This window comes from Paenibacillus sp. FSL F4-0236 (genome assembly GCF_038000135.1).
Classification (GTDB): domain Bacteria; phylum Bacillota; class Bacilli; order Paenibacillales; family Paenibacillaceae; genus Paenibacillus_AQ.
Window position 1 is genome coordinate 2832309 of record NZ_JBBOBK010000001.1, and the last position, 25503, is coordinate 2857811.

At 42.2% G+C, this 25503-nt stretch carries 21 protein-coding genes; 4 read left to right on the forward strand and 17 right to left on the reverse strand.

Annotated features, from left to right (window positions below; translation table 11 throughout):
- Positions 1-62 precede the first annotated feature (62 nt).
- Both NSQ29_RS12740 and NSQ29_RS12745 read right to left on the reverse strand, forming a co-directional pair.
- Complete coding sequence (locus tag NSQ29_RS12740; RefSeq protein ID WP_341125243.1) at positions 63-2447, reverse strand: polyprenyl synthetase family protein; 2385 nt, start codon at positions 2445-2447, stop codon at positions 63-65.
- Between the two features lie 191 nt (positions 2448-2638).
- Positions 2639-3718 carry a saccharopine dehydrogenase family protein gene (locus NSQ29_RS12745; protein ID WP_341125244.1) on the reverse strand — a complete coding sequence of 360 codons (1080 nt, stop codon included), beginning with the start codon at positions 3716-3718 and terminating at the stop codon, positions 2639-2641.
- A 129-nt stretch (positions 3719-3847) separates the two neighbouring features.
- Here NSQ29_RS12745 and NSQ29_RS12750 point away from each other — a divergent pair, with 129 nt between their 5' ends.
- Complete coding sequence (locus NSQ29_RS12750) at positions 3848-4933, forward strand: helix-turn-helix transcriptional regulator (RefSeq protein WP_341125245.1); 1086 nt, start codon at positions 3848-3850, stop codon at positions 4931-4933.
- On the opposite strand, the gene NSQ29_RS12755 is transcribed toward NSQ29_RS12750, so the two are convergent.
- Positions 4924-5577, reverse strand: a complete 654-nt coding sequence (locus NSQ29_RS12755; RefSeq protein ID WP_341125246.1) for a hypothetical protein — start codon at positions 5575-5577, stop codon at positions 4924-4926. The two genes, NSQ29_RS12750 and NSQ29_RS12755, sit on opposite strands and share 10 nt — an antisense overlap.
- Positions 5578-5773: 196 nt before the next feature.
- Complete coding sequence (locus NSQ29_RS12760; RefSeq protein ID WP_341125247.1) at positions 5774-7309, reverse strand: MDR family MFS transporter; 1536 nt, start codon at positions 7307-7309, stop codon at positions 5774-5776.
- A gap of 275 nt (positions 7310-7584) precedes the next feature.
- Between NSQ29_RS12760 and NSQ29_RS12765 the strand changes: the two genes are divergently transcribed.
- Positions 7585-8019, forward strand: a complete 435-nt coding sequence (locus NSQ29_RS12765; RefSeq protein WP_339271643.1) for a MarR family winged helix-turn-helix transcriptional regulator — start codon at positions 7585-7587, stop codon at positions 8017-8019.
- 85 nt (positions 8020-8104) lie between these two features.
- Here NSQ29_RS12765 and NSQ29_RS12770 read toward each other — a convergent pair whose 3' ends face one another.
- The 10 genes from NSQ29_RS12770 to NSQ29_RS12815 all read right to left on the reverse strand — a co-directional run bounded on the left by NSQ29_RS12770 (position 8105) and on the right by NSQ29_RS12815 (position 17949).
- Positions 8105-8641, reverse strand: coding sequence for a hypothetical protein (locus NSQ29_RS12770; RefSeq protein WP_339248051.1), 537 nt, complete (start codon positions 8639-8641; stop codon positions 8105-8107).
- Positions 8642-8792: 151 nt separating this feature from the next.
- Entirely contained in the window at positions 8793-9134 is a 342-nt protein-coding gene (locus tag NSQ29_RS12775) for a DUF1801 domain-containing protein (RefSeq protein WP_076285765.1), read from the reverse strand.
- A gap of 50 nt (positions 9135-9184) precedes the next feature.
- Complete coding sequence (locus NSQ29_RS12780) at positions 9185-10447, reverse strand: RNA polymerase sigma factor (protein ID WP_341125248.1); 1263 nt, start codon at positions 10445-10447, stop codon at positions 9185-9187.
- Complete coding sequence (locus NSQ29_RS12785; RefSeq protein WP_076285767.1) at positions 10444-10878, reverse strand: YciI family protein; 435 nt, start codon at positions 10876-10878, stop codon at positions 10444-10446. Before NSQ29_RS12785 ends, NSQ29_RS12780 begins: the two co-directional genes overlap by 4 nt.
- 19 nt (positions 10879-10897) lie before the next feature.
- Complete coding sequence (locus NSQ29_RS12790) at positions 10898-11707, reverse strand: alpha/beta fold hydrolase (RefSeq protein ID WP_341125249.1); 810 nt, start codon at positions 11705-11707, stop codon at positions 10898-10900.
- 233 nt (positions 11708-11940) lie between these two features.
- Entirely contained in the window at positions 11941-15864 is a 3924-nt protein-coding gene (locus tag NSQ29_RS12795) for a discoidin domain-containing protein (RefSeq protein WP_341125250.1), read from the reverse strand.
- A 275-nt stretch (positions 15865-16139) separates the two neighbouring features.
- Positions 16140-16490 carry a DMT family transporter gene (locus NSQ29_RS12800; protein WP_042188045.1) on the reverse strand — a complete coding sequence of 117 codons (351 nt, stop codon included), beginning with the start codon at positions 16488-16490 and terminating at the stop codon, positions 16140-16142.
- Positions 16491-16507: 17 nt separating this feature from the next.
- A complete protein-coding gene (locus NSQ29_RS12805; protein ID WP_042188043.1) occupies positions 16508-16834 on the reverse strand; it encodes a DMT family transporter in 327 nt (108 codons plus the stop codon).
- 13 nt (positions 16835-16847) lie between these two features.
- Positions 16848-17381 carry a TetR/AcrR family transcriptional regulator gene (locus tag NSQ29_RS12810; protein WP_052404282.1) on the reverse strand — a complete coding sequence of 178 codons (534 nt, stop codon included), beginning with the start codon at positions 17379-17381 and terminating at the stop codon, positions 16848-16850.
- A gap of 91 nt (positions 17382-17472) precedes the next feature.
- Positions 17473-17949: a GNAT family N-acetyltransferase gene (locus tag NSQ29_RS12815; protein WP_341125251.1), complete on the reverse strand. Its 477-nt coding sequence runs from the start codon at positions 17947-17949 to the stop codon at positions 17473-17475.
- A 125-nt stretch (positions 17950-18074) separates the two neighbouring features.
- On the opposite strand from NSQ29_RS12815, the gene NSQ29_RS12820 reads away from it, so the two are divergent.
- The gene (locus tag NSQ29_RS12820; protein WP_042188039.1) at positions 18075-19742 is read left to right on the forward strand and encodes a ribonuclease J; all 1668 of its coding nucleotides are present in this window, start codon (positions 18075-18077) and stop codon (positions 19740-19742) included.
- Positions 19743-19798: 56 nt separating this feature from the next.
- Here the strand turns inward: NSQ29_RS12820 and NSQ29_RS12825 are convergent, their stop codons facing one another.
- Entirely contained in the window at positions 19799-20896 is a 1098-nt protein-coding gene (locus NSQ29_RS12825; protein ID WP_341125252.1) for a phosphotransferase, read from the reverse strand.
- An 89-nt stretch (positions 20897-20985) separates the two neighbouring features.
- Positions 20986-22542, reverse strand: a complete 1557-nt coding sequence (locus tag NSQ29_RS12830) for an ABC-F family ATP-binding cassette domain-containing protein (RefSeq protein WP_042188035.1) — start codon at positions 22540-22542, stop codon at positions 20986-20988.
- 230 nt (positions 22543-22772) lie between these two features.
- Between NSQ29_RS12830 and NSQ29_RS12835 the strand changes: the two genes are divergently transcribed.
- Positions 22773-23357 carry an AAA family ATPase gene (locus NSQ29_RS12835; RefSeq protein WP_149644600.1) on the forward strand — a complete coding sequence of 195 codons (585 nt, stop codon included), beginning with the start codon at positions 22773-22775 and terminating at the stop codon, positions 23355-23357.
- A gap of 117 nt (positions 23358-23474) precedes the next feature.
- On the opposite strand, the gene NSQ29_RS12840 is transcribed toward NSQ29_RS12835, so the two are convergent.
- The gene (locus NSQ29_RS12840) at positions 23475-25475 is read right to left on the reverse strand and encodes an acyltransferase family protein (protein ID WP_339804303.1); all 2001 of its coding nucleotides are present in this window, start codon (positions 25473-25475) and stop codon (positions 23475-23477) included.
- Positions 25476-25503 lie beyond the last annotated feature (28 nt).

Here is a 25503-nt window from a genome sequence, read left to right on the forward strand (position 1 = left end):
CAATAATCTGCAAAAAAAATATAAAAAAAGTGCTGGCAATAATGCCAACACTCTACAAACAATTATCGATTTCGATTAATCATGTAATTCAATAAATGCTTCAGAAAAGCAATATTACGAGGGATCTCCTTTAACGCTTCCATAGCAAGACAGTAGTGTTCCCACATCTCTTTTCTTGCGCCGTCAGCACCAAGGATAGATACAAACGTTGAATTGTTATTCTCCACATCCTGACCTATCGGCTTACCTAGTAAATGATGATCTCCTTCCAAATCGAGCAAATCATCTTTAATCTGAAAGGCAATCCCCGCATGATAGGCAAATTTTTTCAAAGCCAGAACTTCAGATTTCTTAACCTGAGCCAGAATCGCTGGCATCAATAGTGAAGCTTCAAATGCAATTCCGGTCTTATAAAAACAAATCATATTTAATTGCTCTAGCGTCAATGCTTTTCCCTTAGAATTCAGATCCATTGCCTGACCCATACATGTATCTTCTGCTTTTTGGGCTGAATATTGCATCAAGGCTAGCACTGCTTTTGCATCAAAAGAATGAAGTGACGCCTGTTCCTCGATCGACTTCTGAATCAGAAATAGTCCGGTTAACTCCGCCGTTGAACTAGTATACATTTCGTGTAGAGTTGCACGACCTCTTCGGGTTGAAGCATTATCCTGGGATGGAAGATCATCGAAGATTAGAGAAGCGGTATGCATATATTCCAAAGATCTCAGAAGCGGCACAATTGCGGATGCATCTAGACCATATTCGTTAACACCCATGACCCAAGTCAATATAGGTCTTATCCGCTTGCCGTCGCCTGCTAGACTATAATTAGCCGCATCAATAAGCAACTCTTTCATTTCTGGCGTCCCGTCTGGCTTGGCTATCAGCAATTGTTTATTGATTTGATCGCGAACCTTTTGGATCGTATCTCGAAATTCCACTTTTTCCTTCTTGCTGTTTTTTAGATTCAAAAGCAACTGATCCCGAAGCAGTTTATCGAAAAAATCCACATCGTCCGCTTTCTGCACCATCTGCTGGACAAGCCGATTAAACGCTGGTTGACCAGAAGCAAAAATCTCCATGATCTCTTTATACTTCTCATTTCCTACACGTTCTTTACATCGCTTGAGTCCATTAATGGCGCGATCTAATATTACTTCACGGGTTTTAGGATCAGAGCGATACACAGTGTGTATTAAATGGGAAATGACCGTCCAGTATAATTCAAAAGGATTGATCAGATCTGTACGTTGACTACGGTATTTTAAATAATAAGTATAGGGGGTTACCGCTCCCGCTTTCATATCGTCAAACATATCCGCAAAATCATCAGCCAGCTGATTATATAACCCATAGAAAAAGGTACGTTGATCAAATCCGTCATCTGCTGGAGCACTAATTACGGATCGGACAATTAAACGGGAAGAAGAGGATTTTAAAATGATGGGTATGAAAAGCTCTTCATTGCTGTATTCAGAGTTAGAAAGATCCTTCATACGATCCAATTCCTGAGAATGGAAAAATACAAAAGACTGCTCGAAAAATGCATCCTGCATTTCTTCCCGCTGATACCCTCTAATATACTCAAAAGCCTCCTTGAGCTCCGAATGTACAAATCGAATGAACGGCATGTTCTCTCCGGACCATTCACCCAATTCCGGTACAACTCTATTAAGGATCGCAGTGCGTATCATATGAGAATACTGTTCTTTCTCTTGGTCGGTTAAGACACTGGAATCAAGGAGATCATCAATGAATGGATAAGTTAGGCCATATGAATAACCAAGTCTAATGGCTTCACCAATCCTCTTAGATCGCTCTACAGGTGGTACGTCATCGTCCATCTCTTCCATCACATGGAGAATCACCCCAATAATGATCTTGATTAATTTACGCTGTGCTTGCTCGGGGTTCATTTCCTTCGGAAGATGTGCTGATACCCGCTTAAGTTTGTCTATCACCCAAATCGTGGCCGTTTCAACGCCTTCCTTCTGAGCCCAACGGTAAATCCCGGTGAAATTCATGAAATCTGACTGATCCTCCGAACTTGTGGAACCTGGAAGAATCATCTGATTTCTAATATCGGCAACCATACGCTTAATCCGGAGCTGTGTATTCGGCGAATCCAAAGCTTGCCCCAGATCTCTCATATAAAGATAGGAAACACTTCGATCCAAATAATCATCCAATTTACCGGTCTGATTCAGCCATCCTAGATATCTATGATAATCCTGAGAATCAGGTTTCCTCTTGCCTCTTGATAAAAAGGACAACCATGAACGGCGATGAATATGGTTCTTCTTCCACAATTGAAAATCTTCAATCAAGGTGGACACATAAGTTTTTTCTTTGAATTGTTCACGAAGAGATGCAAAATACTGAGCTGCCTTCTGCTCAGCGATCGAATATCCTGTATCGGCGTAATCTGTAAATTTTTCATTCATAGGTGATGACCTCAACTTCTCTTTTTGTTAACATGACCCATTAGGGAAGAACAGAATTTCTTCCTGAATGAAATGTTCATCAGTTAATACGGTCAAAACTCTTTGGGGTTACGAAAAAGAAGCTTGACTAATCAAGCTTCTTTCAAAATAACTATACACAAATTATTCTATTTAGATTAATCTGCATTATGCTACTTTACTTGGATCTTTAGCGAGAGCGTCGATCCTAATTCCTTTTGTATATATGCTAAATCTGTTATCTGCTCGATATGATAAACGCCGCCTGGAAATGAAGAATCATAGAGGAGCTTTGATACTGCTGCTGTCACTTTTGCAGTGATGATGGATTGATTCTTTCCTTGCAATATTAAATCAGCATGCATTGGCTTCCCCTCTCGATTTCTTCCACGAGCCTCAACCTTGATAGCGAACTGGTCGCTCCCAATATGCAGCCGCTCCATAGCACTAACCATCCACCTGTTCACCCAGCTTGTCTTTAACAAACGAACGGCTCCTGTTTTTTTGGCTATAGCCAGCATTTTAGTAACGAAAACTGAGTCCAGACAAAATCGTGTGGAGATGGACGATGCTTTGAGCGTTCGGGCAAGCGTCTGTTGATCTGAGAATGGGAAACGATAGGCATGGCGACTCCCTAAATCGTCACCAAAGTGATATGACTTTCTATCGGTGAAGCTCTCCACCTCTACCTGACAATTCTTCTGCTTAACTTCAAACTTTTCTCCTAAACTATTCACTGTCCATTCGATCGCCGCCTTACCATGAGAATCACCAAGTCCGAGCATAATCGCGATTTCGATTTCCTCCGTCTGTTCTATCAGTCTTTCCGCTTCAAGAGCCATAAGATTGGTTATACCGGGTGCAAGCCCTACACTAAGAACGGCACTAGATCCATGTCGTGCAGCCTCTTCGTATAACGCCTCAATTTGAGATAAAAACGGACCGCTCGCTGATACATCCACATAATACGTACCGCTGCGAAAGCAGGCTTTTACAAAATCCGTATTCGTTTGATCCAAACACATAATGATTAGCTTCACTTGATCTAGTAAATGTGGAGGTATCGGCTTATTAATATCTAACTCTAATGGCTTGATCCTGCCGTGAGTAGATTGACTGAACCTCTCTGCTTTTTCAAGACTTCTCCCTGCAGCAAATACTTTACCTGGATACTTCTTCTCTAATATTTCACATATGGTACGCCCTACATGTCCATAACCACCAACAACAACAATATCTTCTTTTTCCTGCATTATTATCACCGCATCCTATATAATAGAGTTGATTAAGAATCATTCTCAATTATACGGATTTCGCTTCCGTTCACTATCCCACAAATGTGGGAGTTCGATATAATCCATTAAGGACTAGAGGGCTACTCAATGAATACCCATAAACAATTCATTCTAATAAAGAAACAAATCGTTAAGCTAGGTATGGTTACTGATTCTTCTCACAACTACCGTACTTCCTTGCTGTCTCTCTTACGTGAAGCAGTTCCCTTTGATGCTGCCTGCTGTACTCATGTTGATCCACAGACATTGCTTTCGACAGGTGCGGTTACTGAAGACAATGTAGAGTCCATTCATCCCCACTTGTTCCAGATCGAATACGGTGAGGATGATGTTAACACCTATGAGCAAATGGTTCATACCAAGCTCCTCGTCGCTACAATATATGAAGCAACTAAACAGCAACCCGAACGGAGTGCACGCTATCAAAAGGTTTTGTCTCCTGCAGGCTTTGGGGATGAACTACGTGCAGTCCTTATTCTTGGCGAATCTTGTTGGGGATATTTGACGCTGTACAGGAATGCAGATCAATCCAAATTCTTACAAGAGGAATGTGATTGGATCACCTCGCTCATCCCTCTGATTGCAGCAAGAATGCGGGCTTTCAGTCTTGAGCTTCCAGAAAGAGATGAGACTTGGCTTGAAGATCATTACGGTTCCGGCATTGCAGTTTTATCTGATGACTTGGCTCTTCTCTCTTCCAATCCCACAGCGGATCGCTGGTTAGGCAAACTCCGCTCATTGGAAATGATTGAGGCTCATGTTCTACCTCGTCCAATCCGTGCTGTAAGCACGCAAGCGTTAAACAGCCCTTCCGAATCTATGGGGATAGCGAAGGCATGCATTCGTATGACTGAGGGGCCCTATTTAGTCGTTCGGGCAAGTCTTCTTAAGGCTTCCAACGGTCAGAACCAAATTGCCATTTCATTCGAACCCGCGCGTCCTGCTGACATGCTCCCCATCATTGCTGAAGCTTATGGTTTGACGGAACGTGAGCAACAGCTATTACACGGTGTAATTCGAGGATTATCCACTAAAGAATTGGCTTCTGCACTGCATATTTCTGCATACACCGTCCAGGATCATTTAAAGTCCATTTTTAGCAAAGCAAATGTCAGCAGCCGTAGAGAACTTATTTGGTATTTGCATTCACGCTACAATATTGCTCAAGCTTGAGTAATCCGAGATAAAGGATATACAAGTTGTATGTCCTTCTCTGTAATTAGTCCTTCATATAACGAATGATTATGGTCTGCACCTACAATACACAAGATTCTTTTCTCTGAGTGGCCTTTTATGGCATTTTTGATTCGTTGAATCATTATAAGATGTCTACACAACCATCTGAACTGATGTGCTCGCGGATTGATTCGTTCTAACCATTCATACTTCTGTCTTGTAATAGTGTCATATTCTAATGAATTAAAGGGGATTGCACTTGAATCCACTGTTGAAAGCTGTCTTTGAAACCATTGCTCTAACTCATATTCCAATTCTTTTCTCTGATCTTCTTTATAGCTATTAAAAGGATCAAAATCTGTCCAAACATCCAATTCAACCCAATCAATAGGGACAAATTCATAATTCTCTTCTTTACACAAAGGAAAAATGAGATCCCAATATTCACTTGCAGGTTCTCCCCAATATCCACGGTAATTACTGTCCTTCTTATAATGTTCCCAACTACTAGGAAGGACTTCTCCACAAATAATATCTGGATTAAACTCTAAAATTAAATCCTTTATGAACTCTAAAGAAAAATGATATTTTTGCCTAAGTTCATCATCGTGAACCACTCCTAAAATACCTACAATTGACACGAAAAATCCTCCTACCTTCAATTAATTCTAATATCATCTAATTTTACAATCGTCAAATTTGATAATATTACAATAGGAATATAATGTAAATCATTGTTTTAAAAAAATAGACTGAGCACCTATGAATAGAGGGCTCAATCTGTTTAAATGTAACATCTCACTAGTGCATTCGTTAATATTGCAAAGCAGCCAACCTTTAATGCGAAGCCGTATACTCTCCCAATTCAGAAGCCGGATCAAACTTTTCCTTACTCATCACAAATGCAGCCAGTAGAGCTATAACAGACGGAATAATTGCCCATGCAAAAGTGTGAACAAGCGATGAGGATAATCCCTCTGTAATCTTATCAAGTACTTCCGTAGGGATTTTCTCACGAGTATCCGGAGTCAAAATAGTACTTGGATCGCTTAAATTTACCCCTATAGGTGCCGCACCACCGCTACTGAACATGGATGCTAATTTATTCGAAAACAAATGACTTTGGATAATACCGAATACTGTTATGCCTAGTGTCATTCCAAGCTCCCTTGTAAAACTAAGTGTCGAACTTGCGGAACCACGCTGCCTTGCTGTAAATCCATGAATGGCTGCGTTACTTAGAACAGAGAATGAAGAACCTATTCCAAGACCTACTAGAAACATAAATATGGTGACCATGAACCGTGAAGAATCAGGTGTTAATGTGGTTAGCAAGGCGATACCTAAAACAAGCAGTATTAACGTCGATATCATGATGGTACGATAATTGAACTTCGAGAGCAGGAATCCGCCCCCCGCTGCAGTGATAACGGAGCCGAGCATCATAGGAAGTAGAACAAGACCCGAATTCGTTGCTGAGCCGCCAAGCACCCCTTGAATGTAGATTGGAATGTACACCGAGGCTGTAATAAATGCTGCTCCACTAAATATAGCCATAACATTACTCGTAGAATAAAGACGATTCTTGAACATGCCGAAAGTAATGATGGGTTCTTCTGCACGACGTTCGATAAAAATAAATCCCACGATAAACACTACAAAAGCTAAGAACAATCCCAAAATCATAGCAGAGTCCCAAGCATATTTCTTTCCACCCAGCTCAATCGCAAACATGAGACATAGGATGGAAGCTACAAGTGTAAACGCACCTAGGTAATCGATCTTTTCCTTGGAATGCTCGACAGACTCTTTGTAGAAGAAAGCAATCAAAAAGAAGGCAATAACACCTATAGGTAAGTTGATGTAAAAGACCCAAGACCAATGAATGTAATCCGCTATATAAGCGCCAATAAGAGGTCCGAAAATACTTGATATACCATAAGCTGCTCCGAATAATCCACCGATCTTCCCCCGTTTTTCCGGAGCAACCACATCGAACATGATGGTGAACGCAATTGGAACCAGTGCTCCTCCACCAATACCCTGAATCGCACGATAAATACTCAGCTGAACTATAGAGTTTGCGGTACCACATAAAGCAGATCCGATCATAAATACAATAATTCCGAAAATAAAGAAACGCTTGCGGCCATACATATCCGATAATTTTCCGAAAATCGGCATTCCTGCCATCTCAGCTATCATATAAGCAGAAGTCACCCACATCAGTTTGTCAAAACCGCCAAGATCCCCTACGATTGTTCCCATTGCAGTTGCTAATATAGTGTTATCCATGGATGCCATAAGTGTGGCCAGCAATAGAGCCGCTATAATAATCCCTACATTATTTTTCTTCTCCAAGTTCTTTACCATTCTCTTTTGTTCCCTCCACTTTTCCTTAATTTCGAATTTTATCTTATCGTTACAAGATCGCACACCAACCTCTCTCTAAACTTCTTGATGCATTACCTTTTGCAAAACTTTAATAATTCCGATAAAATGAATTCAATTAATCGCACGTTAATCGAGAATCTTTATTATCTAATATCTCGTTTATCAAGATATAAATATTTTAAAAGGAGGGCTCTCTTTTGTCAAGAGATCGACACAATCAAGTGAAAAATCAGCAAGAAGACTTCACCTTGCGTATGCGGGGCCTAGGAAGTCGAACGATACTATATCAGCAAAATGTGGCAGCATCACTTGGGTTATATAATAATGATTATCTATCCATAGATATCCTCCATGAAAGAGGTCCCATCACCGCTGGTGAACTGTCCAAACTAACCGGACTGGCTACAGGCAGTGTTACGGCATTAATTGATCGACTTGAAAATAACGGTTTTGTTCGCAGACAAAATGACCCCAGTGACCGTCGTAAGGTAATTATTGTCCCTTTGTATGAAAATAATGAGGTCGGGAATGCCTACCTTCCCCTGCATGCCGAGATGCTTAAATTAGCTTCCACCTACTCGGATGAAGAGCTTGAACTTATTACACAATTTGTTGGCAAAGCAAGTGCGGTTCTGGAAGAGCAAATTCATCGTCTAAGCTCCGCAACAAACAATAATTCTTCCTCTTAAGCCTTAATAATTCATCAAAAAAGGACAATACCCATTGTCTAATTACAATGGGTATTGTCCTTTTTTTCCTCACATTATTCGAATGTTACTTCGTATCTATGGAAATAGATAGCTTTCCATTGGATTCAATTAAAGAAATTTTGGCATTATCCGTCTGCCATACCCTACGAAAGTTTGTACCTTCGCCTTCTTTTTCTATATCTGCTGTGTTACCTTCACTCTTAGTCGTAAGCTCTCCAAGCTGTTGCGTTATCTCTTGCGTTAATTTTTCCTTGGTAGCTTCTTCAAAATGAATCGTCTCTCCAATCACTTTTCCAGTGTGATCATAGGAGACCTGAAGATTTGCTTCGTGATTCACAATCTTCTCGTTATATTCGCGGGATAAAAGAGTAGAATTCGTACCTTCATTACGATTAGGTGCGCCTTTGCCGAGAGCTTGGACAACTTGAGCATCCTCTTTTCCAATCAAAGTGGCAAGTTCCTCAAGGCTAAATCTTTCTTCAGCTCCACTTGGCACAACCGTTGGAGGTGGTAGCTGGGATTTATCTGCTACTGGTCTTGAGCATGCACTAAGTGCAAGGACCGTAAGCAGTAGCAAACAAGTTTGTTTTAATATCTTCATGGGTTTCATTCCCTTCATTGCTAGCTCTTGATGTATTTTTCACAATTTATTGAATGATTATGTATTGCTGGAGCCAAATTCGTCCAAAAAAGACGATATCCCATGAAGTCAAATGACTTTGAGATACCGTCCTACATCATGAATCTTGCAATTAAAGGGAAGCTGAGGATTGGCTAACCCAAGCCACTAATTGAGCCGTATCCACTGTATCCCCTTTTCGTAGTTTCAGTGTTTTTCTCTCCGGAGGGCCCTCGAATATCCCTTCTGGAAACTCAAGTTCATTCGTATTAAAAATAACAAAGCTTACTGCATCTTTCGAAGTTGAAATAGCTGCTGCGTACTTACCATTTTTCAAAAAATGAGGCTTCTTATACTGAATTCGTTCCTGTACATCTGGGATTGCTTGGTGAACAACCTCACGAAGATTAGTAGATAACTCCACCTGCCATGGTTCTTTTAATGCTTCAATAAAATCGATGACTTCTTGATTCATATTTTATCTCTCCTTTATGTACGTACCGGTTTAAAATAATATTGAATTAACTACGATGTTCCTAAGTTACACGCTGCCGCCCGATTCAGCAAAAGAATCCTTTCACGTTCATTCCCAGTCAAGGATGCGGCACGTTCAAACTCTGTACGAGCCTCATCATATCGACCCAGCTTCAGCAGAAGATCACCACGAACGCTGGGCAGCAGATGATATTCCCTCATAGATGGTTCAGTATTTAGCTCATCCACAATTTGCAGTCCAAAGGTTGGGCCGAACGCCATGGATATGGCGACCGCTCGGTTTAATTCGACAATTGGCGAAGGCATGACTCTCGAGAGCGCTTCGTACAGTGCAGAAATACGGATCCAGTCTGTCTCTGCTGCAGTAGTCGCCTGTGCATGACAAGCAGAAATCGCAGCCTGAAGCGAGTAAGGTCCCGGCGGACGACCAAGCTTTCGGCTACGCTCTAAAGCAGCCAGGCCACGACGGATCAGTAATTGATCCCACTGTGCCCGGTTTTGATCCATTAGTAGAATAGGTTCCCCTTTGCTATTAACCCTCGTCCTAAAACGCGAGGATTGAATCTCCATAAGGGCGACCAGTCCATGAACCTCAGGTTCATAAGGGTTAATCTCAGCTAGTACCCGTCCTAATCTCAGCGCCTCCTGGCATAACAGCGGACGGATCCAATCCACTCCAGAGGTTGCAGAATATCCTTCATTAAACATTAGGTAAAGGACTTCAAGCACCGTAGACAAACGGTCTTTAAGCTCTTCTTGAACGGGTACCTCAAAAGGAACCTTGTTAGCACTTAGGGTTCTCTTCGCCCGAACAATTCGCTGAGCAATCGTTGATTCGGCGACTAGAAAAGAACGTGCGATTTCATCTGTCGTCAATCCACATAACAGTCGAAGGGTCAGGGCTACTCTGGCATCTTGTGACAACACCGGATGACAGGTCATAAAGATCAGACGAAGGAGATCGTCACTGATCTCCTCATCTAACGCTTCATCTATGTCTACCTCAGTGTATAAATCCATGCTATGTGCAACCTCTACGTATTTCTGATCTCGAAGCTTGGTCCTGCGAATAAGATCAATCGCACGCCGTTTCGCGGTGGTCATCAGCCAAGCACCTGGATGATCTGGAATCCCCGTCTCTGGCCATCGATTAAGGGCAATTACTAATGCGTCCTGAGCAAGATCTTCTGCGAGACCTACGTCCCGTACCATGCGCGTTAAACCCGCAATGATTTTTGCCGATTCCATTCGCCATATTGTATCAATCGTTCGATGCGTATGGGAGAAACTCACGTTTGCTTATGCTCCTCAACCTGTTTACGAAGTGCTACTTCTTTCGCCAATGTTTCGGGATCGTCCATTAATTCCCCCGGCTCGAATACCTGCCTTAACTCAATCTCTCCTTGTCCAAATCCATGAGGGTCCGGCATACGTAAAGCCCATTCAATGGCTTCTTCTCTTGATTTGACCTCAATCAGCGTATATCCAGCGATCATTTCTTTAGCTTCTGTAAACGGACCATCCATAACTTTCGGTTTGCCGCCAGCTTCCGGATATGAAATTCGAATACCACTGGAACTCGGTTGCAATCCATCGCCTGCCAGCAACACACCTGCTTTCACCAATTCCTCATTATACTTCTGCATAGCATCAATCAGTTCTTGACTAGGCATAATTCCCGCCTCTGAATCTGTGGTAGCTTTAACAATCATCATAAATCTCATAGGTGTATCCCTCCTATTTTTAATTTCCCATAAAGAATGCAGTAAGCTCAGTTGAAATGATCCTTGTATTGAGTTTCTTCGTATGACCTAGCCCCTTTTTACTTAATAGTTTCGCATTAGGTAGTACTTTAGCTATTGCCTGAGCACCATGCCGTAAGCCAACAGGACTCTCCGTACCTTCGAGGACCAGCGTTGGAATGGTAACTGTGCTCCACAAGGTGGCAGGAAGCGGCTTTCCGTCCATATACCCATCCAATAAAACAGCATCATAGGGAAGAGTGTGCGCTACAGCCATTAGGTTAGACCATACACTTGGCATTAAGCGCATCAATTTAACAACAAACGCAGGTGCTCCCATACCTTTAGTCATAAAATACTTAATTGCCTCAGATCGGCGATTTGTAGCAATAAGCTCAGTAACATTCATTACGAAATCTAGGGGCGGCTTAGGATCCGAAGCATCGACAACAAATGGAGGCTCATGCAGAGCTAATTTTGTAATATTTGCTCCATCCGCTGCTGCTTGTAGAGCAAGAACTGCTCCAGAAGACAATCCCCAGACATATGCCGATCCTCCGGCCGCATTAATTATAGCCTGCAGATCTTCGATCTCACGAGCTATTGCGTATGGCTGAGTGTCTCCGCTATCGCCACGACCTCGTCGATCGTAATTGAAGACTGTGAAATTCTCAGACAACAGATCAGATAACTGTACTTGACCTGGGAATTTTCGGTAACTAAATGCACCTGTCACTAATATAAGTGCTGGCCCTTGACCCATTTTGTCATAGGCAATCTTAGTTCCGTCCATTGAAGTTACTAAATGCATTTCATCTCTCCTTCGCTTTAACGTCTGATATCCGGACTTCTATTTAAACGACGAACGGAAGATGATGAAATCGACACATTCCTAAAAATTTATTTCTTATGAGATAAATACTATATCCTACCATTTATTTCTTGCTCATCAAGTTAATATCCTTCTCCGAAGTTTTAAATTTTCACTATCCACAATATAAAAAAAGGGAAAAGTTCCGAAGAACTCCTCCCTCACACTATCGCTTAATGAATCGTCAGATTAAAACCGCTCTGAATATAATTCAGGTTGGGGTTAGCGATATTCGTAGTCGTCAGGTTGTTAAACGTTGCTGAACCATTGCCTGTATAGGTATAGATTGCCGAACCCTGATGTGGCCCTGAGAAACGTGAAGTAGTAATACCATCAAGCCCAGTACCATTAATATTGATGTTGTTAAACACGATATTCTCAAATCCACCACCATAACCGAACTGGATTGCATCGCGTTGTGTATTGATGATATCGATGTTGGTAAAGGTGACGTTCTTGATGGCATCATTCGATGCCTCTAAATCGATGGCTCCACGTTCTCCACCATACAGATCTTTACTGGTACCACTTGTGATAATCGTAGTATCTGAGAAAACAATGCCCGCATTATTCTGGAAATGGTAACCAGGGAAAACGGTGTTCATACGAATACCAGAACCACCTACAGTGTCGATGATGTAGTTGTGATCAGCCTTATGACCGCCGCCTCCAAAGAATGCTATGGCTGCTGCACGCCAGTTATTCTCAATCGTGTTGTAGGAGAATGTGTTATTTACACCCGCCGGAGCACCATTGGTGTTACTAGTCCATACTGCAAGACCATCGTCACCGTTATTTCTTACGTTGGTGTTTCGAACAATCGAATTGCTAGTGCCTTGGGAGTAGTTGATACCATCGGCAAGATTGTTCCGAATCCGGCTGTTTTCAACCACAAGCCCACTGGCATAAATAGCAGGTGTATGAGCATAGTCGCCTACCCACATGCCACATTCAAAATGTTCTACCCAGACATCATGGATAATTGAATTTGTACCAAAGTTATCCATAAATCCTTTGTAAATTGCATTTTGTCCATAACGGGATCGCAAATTCGAATTCATGTAAACATTACTAAAATCTAGCTTGCCGCTAATACGGAGTGAAATACCGCCTCCCGCCGCATTAGGATTAGTAAACTGGAGGTTCGTATGCCAGATTCCAGCACCTGTCACCGTAAAGTTGTTAATCATATTGCTGGCAGAACCAATTTCCCACATGCTGCTAAGATTAAATGTTCCGGCAGGAATATACATGCTCTTACCGCCTGCAACAGCTGCATTCACCGTTGCTTTAAAAGCTGCAAGGTCATCCTGACCATCATTTGCTACAGCACCATAATCTGTCACTGACACGGAGTTCGCCGGACGAGCGACTGCAGTAGGAACGGGTTCGATTTCGAGGAAATCAACACCATACTCCAAGCTATCTCCATTGTTCTTCTGAATACGGATGATATCTCCAGGCTGAAGGGGAGTATCCAATTTCCAGTGGACTTCGTCAAATCGGAAGAGCGGACGCCCAGCACTAGGAGTATCACCAGGCATATCGCCCGAAAAATACTGCCAGCTGTAGTAGGATGTCAACGATACCGTTTTGACTTTTACTCCATTCACATACACGTCAAGTGAACCATTCAGTCCCATACCATCCGAAGAGTCAGGCATAGTAAATCTCATAGTCACACCCGCGCCGCCTTGTCCTTGTCTGACTGTCCATCCCACGTTCGAGCCGTTTGTAGGAAGCGCTACATAACGCTGACCAGATGCTTCTGAAGCAATTAGCGCTTGATCAAACGTAGGTGCTGATTTCAACGTAGCACCACCACCGAGAGTAGCATCTTCGGTATCGTACCGACTATAAGGCATGCTTGCACCACGTAAAGCATAGACCACCAGATTAGTTGTGCTTATATTGTTTGATTGCTTCGCTGTTACCTCATTAGCATCCACTTCAACAGTAGTGGTTACAGTGTAATTACCGTTGACTGCTGTCCATGTCCCTGGAATCGTGACGTTAACGGAAGCTCCAGCAGCAAGGGTCCCGGAATAGGATCCATTTAATGCTTGAATCGTGGTACCCGCTGAGTTTTTAAGAGCTACAGTAACACCATGAGAACCGCTTGCAGAAGCAATGGTTCCTTGATTCTTGAGATTTACGGTAAAAGCTACTGTACTATTTGCCACTGGATTACTTGGTGTCCAGGTAGTCACACCAACTAAGTCAGAGCTGGAGACTGGAGCGATAACAAGAGATGCCCCGTTCGTATAGCTGTTATTCCCTTCGTTCTGCTCGAAAATCACATTGTTCTCATCTACTTTAGCGCTGAGAGCATAGGTCGCAGCGGTTTTGGCTCCAGCGTTTAATGTCATTGAGGCTGTTGTTGATGCGCCTGCAGTTAATAAACCTACTGGAGCAGATCCAACGAGCTCATTGTTTAAGTAAAAGTTGACAGTGGTTGCTGCGGAGCTAGCATTACCGTTGTTCTTAACAACTGCATTTAATGTAATTGCACTTGTCTCGACAGGAGTAGTAGGTGACCAGGACATACCCGTTATCATTAGATCAGGGTTCGCCCCTGGTGTACCGAATACTTGAAACTCCGCGATTTGCCCAGCAGGAGCACCAGAGTTCGAAGTGATATTCAACTGCAGACGTTTAACCGTTGCCGTAACCGGGATGGTTACTGTGTTGCCCGAAGCTGGATTAAACGTATACGATTGAGCTGATACCAAATTACCGAAGGTAGTCGTGTCTTGATTGTGACCGAGCACCTGAATCGTTTGTGTGCGAGTACTCCATGCAGAGGCTGGATTCAGCTTCAAAACGATTGACGTAATGTTGTGGTTCGCCCCTAAGTCGAGGGTGAGCGAACTTGGATTGCTGCCACCTTCCCAGTACGTGCTTGTGTCATTATCGTTCGCATTTGTTGCTACGAACGTTTGTGTACTGGAAGAAGCGGTAATCGTCTTGCCGACAGCAATATTACTCCCAGGAGCAGGTGTTGGTGTTGGTGTTGGTGTTGGTGTCGGCGTTGCTGTTGGTGTGACCGTCGGTGTTGGTGTGGTTGTTGGCGTTGTTGTTGGTGTTGGTGTTGGTATTGGTGTTGCTAACGGTGTTGGTGTGGCTGTCGGTGTCGGAGTAGGTGTTGCAGGTGGTGGTGTTGTTGTCGACGCTACAGTGATTTGGTCAAGGTTAACATTGCCAGAATCACCAGCATCATATTTATATGCGATGGTGTTGTTACCCGCATTTAGATTAAGAACTTCTACTTTAGTGCTCCATGAATCCCAATTTGGTAAGTTAGATAATGAGGTCTGGCCAATTTTAGCACCATTGACGTAGACACTTATTGTCTTTGCACTGCCACTTGCATTGGCGTATTTCAATGTCACCTCACGACTACCTGCTGCTGGCACGTTAACCGTGAATGTCGTTGTTGCACCTTGTGTCAAATATCCATCCACGAAGCCCGCGCCGGAGTAACCGGCATGATCCGTGTTCACTTTAGCTCCTCCAGACAGTGAAGCAAATTCAGCTTCATAAGTGCCGGAAGGCGATGGAGTTGGAGTAGGAATAGGGCCACTAGCGCCGTAAATCTCGAATTCAGAGAGCTGAGCTGCCGGCCAACCTGTGTTGCTCGTTACATTCAGACGAACATAACGCGTACTGGTTGAGGCAAAGTCGATGGTAACACTGTTCCCTGCCACTGATGGATTGAATTCATAATTTGCAGAACCTACAATATTCGTGAATGTCGAACCGTTTGTGCTACCTTGAACAGCCAATGTTTGCGTCCGCGTCTCCCAACCAGAAGGGAGCTTTAGAACGATTTGATCAATATTCGTATTTGCACCTAAATCGACTTGAATCCATTGCGGGAATGCATTATTCGTACTTTCCCAATACGTGCTTTGATTACTGTCTTTAACATTGTCAGGACTATAAGTTTGTGATTGACCGCTCGCAGTTACATTTTTGCCGAGTGTCAGGTTTGGTCCTCCGGAGGCTGAAACAAAATTAAGTGGGCCCGCAGCCAAGAATAAACTTGAAATCAGCATGGATACTACCAGCGACCATACAACATACTTGTTACGCATTTTAATTTTAATCCTCCTTAAATATGTTAGATTCTCAAAAATTCACGAACCTATCAGAGTGCTCAAATGGTAGCGTTTTCAATAGAGATCATCCAGAGCACATTAAAAAGAACCACAACCTCCCTTCACTTTCAGACACACTCATTATAGATAAATAGTAGCTCAAACTATAAGATGTAATTCTACGGAAAAGGTAAGTGATACCATTATCGCGAAACTATGCGATTTATGGAATCTATGACATCCGTTTAAAAATAAAAAAAGAGCCTGATTTATCAGGCCCGTACTTTGTCTTCACCTTTGGCAGGAGAGTTTAATAATACCACTCCTCCTACTATTAATACTATTCCGGCAAAAGTAAGAATACCAAATGGATCTCCCCACACAACAATACCCACAATTGCAGTTAGAACAGTACCTACACCCGACCAAATTGCATAAGCTAAGCTTAACGGTAATTCTCTAAGGCTTATGGATAAACTATAAAAAGCAATAATAAAACCAATAATAACCCCTATAGAAGGGAGTAATTGCGTGAATCCTTCTGACATTTTCAACATAGTAGTACCTACGACTTCGCTAGCAATCGCTATACTTAGAGCAATATATCCTACATTTCTTTTCATGCTGCAGCCTCCAAATTCTAATGAGCCCCACCTGAGAGCTTCATAATGATTACACCACCAATAATAAGTAGTAGACCTAGTAATTTCTTACGATTAAAATTCTCCTTATAAATAACTACGCCAATTATAGCTGTCAAAGCTGTGCCCACCCCTGACCAAATCGCATAAGCTGTACCTAATGGAATTGTTTTTAACGCTAAAGAAAGACTATAAAATGCTAAGCCCATACCAAGGATCACGCCAATGGATGGGAATACCCTTTTAAACCCGTTAGACACTTTTAGCATTGAACTGCCAAATACCTCACAGATGATCGCTGTTGCAAGTAATACATATGAATTCAAAGATAACCTCTCCTTACTTTGTCATATTTATCAATTCTTGAATGACTTTCGTGCGTAATTCATCATCTAACACACCTAATCCGAACATTTCGGAATACCATAACCCATCTGCTGCCAACCTAATGATAGTGGAGCGTACAGGATCAATGCCATCGTTCTCTATGTTTTGTTGCCACGTTGCATATTGACTTTGAAATTTGTTAAGAATATCTGGATTTGTGAAAAGAGCAGCAAGAAGCGCGGTACCAATCTCTTTGCCCTCTTTAATATCATCATCCATGGCTTTAGTAATAGCACGACTCCACTTCCCTTTTTCAACCGTTTCGCTCATTGCTCTATCTTGAACATTGGTAAAAAAATGGTTCGTTAGATCTTCGACCATCCCTATGATCAAAGCTTCTTTATTTGGAAAATGGTGCAGTAGCCCGCCCTTACTGACCCCGGCTTCTTTAGCCACAGCTTCAAGCGTAAGCTTCTCTACTCCATTATTTTTAACAACTGTGGAAGCCGCCAATAAAATAGTTTTACGTTTAGAATTACTGTTCACATTGATCACCCCTGATATTTACTATACCGTCTGGACGGTTTTATTGTCAAATAAAAAATAAGCCTGCTAATCCAGGCTTACTAAACCATAATTAAATTAACTCTTTAATATACCAAGCATCACATGCGAAATGCTCTGAGCCAGCTAATGGGGCATCTAAAAGTTCGAAGCCGTTTTTCATATAAAAACGGTTAGCCGCATGCATGTTCTGTAATGTCTCCAAATAACATTTATTGTAATGAAGCTTGGCAAAATCCAGCGCCGTATTTAGGAGTTCAGAAGCTATCCCATTACCTCTAACAGACTGAGATAAGTACATTTTTTGCAACTCACATATGTCGCCCTCATTGCCGAAAGGCGCAATGCCACACCCGCCCAATATATTTCCATCTTCTTCTACAACCCAATAGGCCTGATTATCACTATGATTGTAATACTCATATAAATGATGCAGGCTGTCATCTTCCCACGCAAGCCCTGCCCTATTCCCGCCAAACTCAATCAGACAGCTCCTAATAATCTGTTCAATCGCACGATTATCGTTCTTATGTATTCTTCTGATGTTCATGATCAATCTGTCCCCTAACTTTTGAATATCAATCTATTGTTATACTATTGTACCACCTCAATGAAAGGATAATTATAAAGGATTTCATACATAATATAGGGGAATTTATAAAAGGAGGGACTTTAATGAAAGTGGCAGCTAAGCAGCTCTGGATTGCAGCATTAGGCGGTGTGAATGAAATTGGTAAGAATATGTATTTCCTGCAATATGCAGATGATATTATTGTCATTGATTGCGGTTCTAAATTTCCGGACGAAAGTCTACTGGGGATTGACCTCATTATTCCTGATGTTACGTATTTATTAAGTAATCTTGATAAGATTCGAGCATTAGTAGTTACACATGGACATGAGGATCATATTGGAGGAATTCCGTATCTACTCAAACAATTAAATCTTCCGATCTACGCATCTCGGTTAACCTTAGGTCTAATTGAAAATAAACTGAGGGAACACGGAATATTACGTCAGACCAAGCTTCATGTCATTGATTCTGAGTCTACTTTACAGCTAGGAGCGATTACTACAACGTTCTTTAATACCAATCATAGTATTCCGGATTGCCTTGGTGTTGTATTCGATACCCCAGAAGGGACCGTTGTTCATACAGGGGATTTCAAATTTGACATGACCCCTGTTAATAAGCAGTATCCCGATATACATAAAATGGCTGACATCGGGAAGAATGGTGTAAAGTTCCTGCTCTCAGAGAGTACCAATGCAGAACGCCCAGGCTTCACCCCCTCTGAAAAACTCGTTGGCGCTCATATAGAAGAAGCATTCATGAAAGCTGACCGTAGAATTTTTATCTCTACCTTTGCTTCAAATGTACACCGTCTACAACAGATCATTGAAGCTGCTCGTTTAACCGATCGTAGATTAACCTTACTTGGCAGAAGTATGGTTAATGTTGTCCGAGTAGCCCAGGAACTCGGGTACTTGAGCATTCCAGATAACATGCTGATCGAGCCTACAGAAGCTGCCAAACTCCCTCCAGAGCAAGTAACTGTATTATGTACAGGCAGTCAAGGAGAGCCCATGGCTGCGTTATCGCGACTGGCTAACGCAAGTCATAGGCAGATGGAAATCCAGGCAGGAGACACCGTTCTGATAGCAGCTAATCCCATTCCCGGGAATGAACGCAATGTATCTAGAATCGTCGATAATTTATACGTGCTTGGCGCTAAAGTCATCTATGGATCACGCAGCGAGCTTCATGTATCTGGGCATGCAAGCCAAGAAGAGCTTAAGTTAATGTTAACCTTGATGAAACCTGAATATTTCATACCGATTCATGGTGAATACCGTATGCTACATCATCACAGCTTGTTAGCAGAGGCAGTTGGTGTTAACCCCAATAATATCTTTATTCTGAAAAATGGAGATATCGTCGAATCATCATCAGGTGTCGTCCGCCAATCTGGCCGAGTGGCAGCTGGACAAACCCTAGTGGATGGCCTTGGGATTGGAGATATTGGTAATGTCGTTCTTCGCGATCGTCGCCAGCTGTCAGCAGACGGTATTTTGATTACAGTGATTACATTAAGCCAAGAAGATGGACGTTTATTAAACGAGCCGGATACCATATCCAGAGGATTCATCTATGTCCGTAACTCAGAAACTTTAATGGAGGAGATCAACAAGCTTGTAACTTCTACCCTTCAAAAGATGAGTGAGGCTGACCTAGGCGAGTGGAATATCATCAAGCAGACCATCAAGGAGACCCTAAGTAGATTCCTGTACGAAAAAACGAAACGACGTCCAATGATTCTCCCCATCATTATTGAGGTGTAGCAAAAAGGAGCTCCTGTAATAGGGGCTCCCTTTTCATATCTAATGAGAATTAAGAACTATGTTGTCCATAATTTCAATGTCTCTGCTTCTAGCGTCATTTTTTGATGAATAATAATGATTTGCTCTAGCCGATTAACCCGCTCCTGAAGATTAGCGTTTAACAGGTCAGATTGTAGCTGAGCATTCAGAGAAAAGTATTGTGGCACTTCCCAGACACTGCGTAAAGCAGTGCTTAAACAATAACCATATCTTGCAAGGGATTCGTCCCCCTGCCATCCGCTAGCCTTTAATCCTTTGATATACGAATGGAATAAAGACTCTTTAAATTCCTCGTAACGATGGATAGGAATTACACCAAGACTCATATTTACGCCAAACATTTTACCAAGATCTTCACCTAAACCTGATATACTCATAAATTGCCAGTCTATCAAAACTAACTCTCCGTTTTGAGTTAACAGCATATTCATTTGACTGAGGTCCTGATGGGCTAATACTCGCGGCAAGCGATGGAGAGCATTCAAGTTACTGTCTATCCGCTTCGTGAAGTCTTGGAACCAAGCCCAAAGGCTTCGGTCATTGTCTCTATGTAATTGATGAATATATTCTTCAGGGTTAGGTGCATACATTTTACTTGCGGTAGTCCATGATCTAAGCCAGCTTCTACATATCCATTGGTTATTAGGAGTGTTCTTTCCTGAAAGATAAGCTCCATTAAATCGGCCTAACCGTTCAGCGATAATATCAAATTGCTCCTTCGTATGTGCAAATTCCCCTTCAATTCGTTCCATCCATAACCATACAGTCCCATCTACTTGCTCCTCAACAAGATAACACTTAGGAGCTTGGATTGAGCTAGGAAGCTCATCCAGAATCTTAGATTCAAAGACTAGGGCTTCTCGTCGCCAGTAATTGTGATGTGCTGGATCCTCTTTTTCTGCACTATCAGACTTAATGATTTTTAATATGATTGACCATGGAAGCTGCTCGTTATTAATTAGTGCGATACCCTGAAGATGAAAGATACCCGCTGTTGTAAAGTTAGGTGTTTTATAATCTAAATCCTCACATGTGAAATCGACTATTTCTATTTCTTGTTCTCCAAAAATTCTTTGAACACTGATGTTAAGCTGATCCATTTTATTCTCTAACACATAGACCCTCCCCACTATCCATAAAAAAGCCTATAAAGCGTAACTGATTCGTTAACACCTCATAGGCTTGTTCAATAAAGATTTGCTTATTAGAATACTTTTGTTGTCCAATCTTCGCAATTCCAGATATCGGTGACAATGTCTTGATAAAAATCTGGTTCGTGAGAGATCATGAGAATGCTTCCCTTATATGCTTTCAGCGCACGTTTCAGTTCATCTTTGGCATCGATATCCAAGTGGTTCGTCGGCTCATCTAATACGAGAATGTTTGTTTCACTGTTAATGAGTTTACATAGACGCACTTTAGCTTTTTCTCCACCACTTAGAACTGCAATCTTACTTTCGATATGTTTCGTGGTCAGTCCACATTTGGCAAGGGCAGCACGTACTTCGAATTGTGACAGGGATGGGAATGTATCCCAGATCTCCTCGATACAAGTCTTGTAATTGCCTTCTTTCATTTCTTGCTCAAAGTATCCAATCTCTTGATGGTATCCACGTTCTACCGAACCGGACAATGCTTGGATTTCGCCTAAGATGCTGCGAAGCAAGGTGGTTTTACCGATCCCGTTCGCACCGACCAACGCGATCTTTTGTCCACGCTCCATTAACAAATTTAGTGGTCTGGACAACGGTGTGTCATATCCGATAACCAATTCTTTAGCTTCGAAGATCATCTTGCCCGCAGTTTTACCTTCTTTAAAGTTAAACTGTGGTTTTGGCTTCTCTTTTGCAATCTCGATGATTTCCATCTTGTCGAGCTTCTTCTGTCTGGACATTGCCATGTTACGGGTAGCTACGCTGGCTTTGTTACGTGCAACGAAGTCTTTCAGCTCTGCAATTTCTTGTTTCTGACGGTTATAAGCAGATTCAAGCTGTTGTTTTCTCATTTCGTAGACCTGTTGGAATTGCTCATAATCACCCACATAACGGGTCAGCTTTTGATTTTCCATATGGTAGATCAGGTTGATAACGCTGTTCAAGAAAGGCATATCATGTGAGATCAGAATAAATGCATTATCATACTCTTGAAGATAACGTCTCAGCCATTCAATATGCTGCTCATCCAGATAGTTCGTAGGCTCATCTAGGAGCAAAATATCTGGTTTTTCAAGCAACAGCTTCGCAAGCAGGATTTTGGTACGCTGACCACCACTAAGATCAGCTACATCACGATCCAATCCAATATCTGTGATGCCTAGACCGCGCGCGGTTTCTTGTATCTTCGCATCGATCATGTAGAAATCTTGATTTGTAAGCGTATCTTGGATCGTACCAACTTCTTCAAGCAGCTTTTCCAACTCTTCAGGCGACACGTCACCCATTCTGCCGTACATATCATTCATCTCTTGCTCAAGATCAAAGAGGTATTGAAAAGCGCCTCTGAGTACATCTTGAATGGTCATGCCTTTGGTCAACACTGCATGCTGATCGAGGTAGCCAACACGCACCCGTTTGGACCATTCGACCTTACCTTCATCCGGTTGAAGCTTTCCTGTAACAATATTCATAAAAGTGGATTTACCTTCGCCGTTAGCGCCGAATAATCCGATATGCTCGCCTTTTAGAAGACGGAATGAAACATCCTTGAAGATCGCACGATCTCCAAAACCATGACTTAATCCTTCTACATTTAATATGCTCATTTATGGACACCTTTTTCTTATTTTTCTCGCTATATTATAAGCAGGATTACACAAAAACTCAATGGAGAAGCAAAAAAATATCATATTATGGACCGTAACGCGAAATATCTCAGGTTCTCAAAACCTACGGTAGATGAGGATTTTACGCTGGCGATTACTCATCTTCTTTTATATGATAATATTTAGAGATAGACTGTAGCAATGAATTGAGGTTCTAAGGAGAGACAATGATGAACAAACTTGTATTTTTTCTAGGGCCAGCTGGGGCAGGCAAAACGACATTAGCTAAAGCGATCGCTTCCCGGCGTAAAGTACCCTTCTTTGATATGGATATTCTATTACGTCCAGCGGCTGACGCCATTATGACCTTTCACGGATTGGACCCGGCAGACAGAGACTCTGCCGATTACAAAAGATTATGCCGTGATTTGGGCTACCGGATTACGATGGATGCAGCGCTAGACAATATAGGCCTGAATGTAGATGCATTTGTGGTTGGACCATTTACTAAAGAAGCTGCCAACCCTGACTGGATCAGCAGTGAGTTATCTCGAATCGGACGTTCGCTGCAAGATGTTGAGGTTAAAGTTGTCTTGGTCGAACTAGCCAATGAGGAATTGTATCGGACACGAATTCACGATCGACAATCACCATTAGATGAATGGAAGTTCCAGCATTGGGATGAATTCCGCAAATCATTTGGAAACCGCAGTGTGAAGTGGCCGCTTCCAAGTTCTAATGTGAAAGTGATCGATAATTCTGATCCAGACATAACTAAGACTGTGGCTGTGGTGGAGCATTTTATCTACGACTAGGAATTAATTAGCTCTTCAATGATCATTCGTTTACGAAAAAAAAGACCGGCAAAGAGAGAACTCTCTTGCCGGTCTATTAAAATATAATATCAAAAAGTTTGGAGATTCAATTAATTCTTACTTACTTTCCAAGGCTTTCGCAAGAAGTGAGGCGTAACACTTGGAGCCCTCTGGTTTAAGATGCACACCATCTTGGTAGAAATAATCGTCTTTTCCTTCACTTGCAGAGTACCAGTCTACTACGGTCGTATTACTATATTCACTGGAAACTTTTGAAATATTGTGATTCACATTATTCTCCCATTTTCTTGGAACCCGTGTATTGACCAAAAAAATCTGCTCAGCATCACTTAATGAATCTAGTAAATTACGTAATTGCTTTGAACTAAAGGATCCGTTAGTCCCAAGCTCGATTATAACCTTTTTACCCAGCCGGCCTTGAGCTTTAAGCTGATCCACTACCTCCTGAGCTTTAGCCATCTGCCGACCGATCTTTCCCTCGATGACAATGCCAGGTAATTCCTCTGAAAGGTATGGTGCTGCATCCAAAATGACAGAATCTCCAATGGCCGTAACATCCGTTCCAGCTTGACTCTTCTCAGCCACAGGTTTCTTTTCTTCAGGAACAGATTTCCCCACTTCCGATTCAGGCTTTGCTATTTCTGTATTTGTAGTTCCCACCTTAGTATCAGCTTTTTTCACTTCAGGTTCAGTTGTAGCTGTTGCCAAGGCTGGTATTGATGGTTTATCAGTTATATTTTCGTCTATCGCTTTATGATCTGCGGGATCATTCTTTCTTCCCATATCTTGTTGTTCTTGCTGCTGCAGTCGTTGTTCTTGCTGTTGCAGCTGTTGTTGTTCATACTGCAAATCTGCCGATTCGATCGCAGACGTATCCGATCCAGCGTTTAACAAATAACCTTTGCATGCGATTGGGATAAGAATCACAGCAATAATAGCCATTAAGAAGCCTGGACGAAGACCCCCCCTTCGTTTTACACTGATGTTCTTCCAAGTTTCTTTAAATGAACCTCGACGAATGGGCTCCTCCACATACTTATATGACAATGCAGCTAGAAGAAAACTTACTGCTACCTGAATGATGATCCGAAGCATGCTGCTTTCTTCAGTACTCACATTCGGACTGCTAAGGATAATGACTGGAAAATGCCATATGTACAAGCTATATGATCGCAGCCCGATCCAACGCAAAGGTTTACAGCCTACGATCGATCCCAGACGGCTAGCAGGATGAGCTAGAACGGCAATAACTACAGCTGCAATCAAAGAAATCACTAAAAACCCACCACGGTAAAGTAAATCATCGAACTCATTAACCTGATTAAAAAGTACCAACAATAGAATGAGTCCTAATCCCCCTACAATATCAAGCACACGCCGAGCCGGTTCTGAGACGTTATCATTAAGTTTCTGACTTGGCCAAGCAACTGCAAGTGCTGCTCCAATGAGAAGCGCAAATAAGCGGGTATCCGTTCCATAATATACTCTACTTGGGTCTGTCCCCGGTACGTAGATCAATGCCATGGCTAAAGCCGAGACTGCTGCGCAAGCCATAATCCATGCAATAAGCTTACCTCGCCGACGAGCGATTTTCATCACGATGATGAGAACTATTGGCCATAGAATATAAAACTGTCCTTCAATAGAAAGCGACCATAAATGTCCGATAGGAGATGGTGGGCCAAAGCTTTCAAAATAGGAAACATTATGAAATATTAGCCACCAGTTATTGAAATAAAATAAGGAAGACATAAAGTCACCCTTTAGCCCAAACAATCTTGATGGTTCTATAATTAAAAGCCATATGGCAACCACAAAAAGCATAACGGCCATCGCAGGCAACAGCCTCCGCGCCCTACGAACCCAAAAGTCTACAAGGTTCAGCCTTCGGTGCCGCTCCCACTGGCTAATGATTTGGTCAGTAATGAGATATCCGGAGATTACAAAAAATATTCCAACGCCGAGAAGTCCACCCTCAGCCCAATTCAGATTCAAATGATATGCGATTACAGCGAGTACTGATAAAGCCCTTAGACCATCAATTCCTGGCACATAACGCCTGCCGCCTACAGATTGTATAGAAGACTGGCTCCTCATATTATTTCTGAAAAGCTTCGTGTTGTCT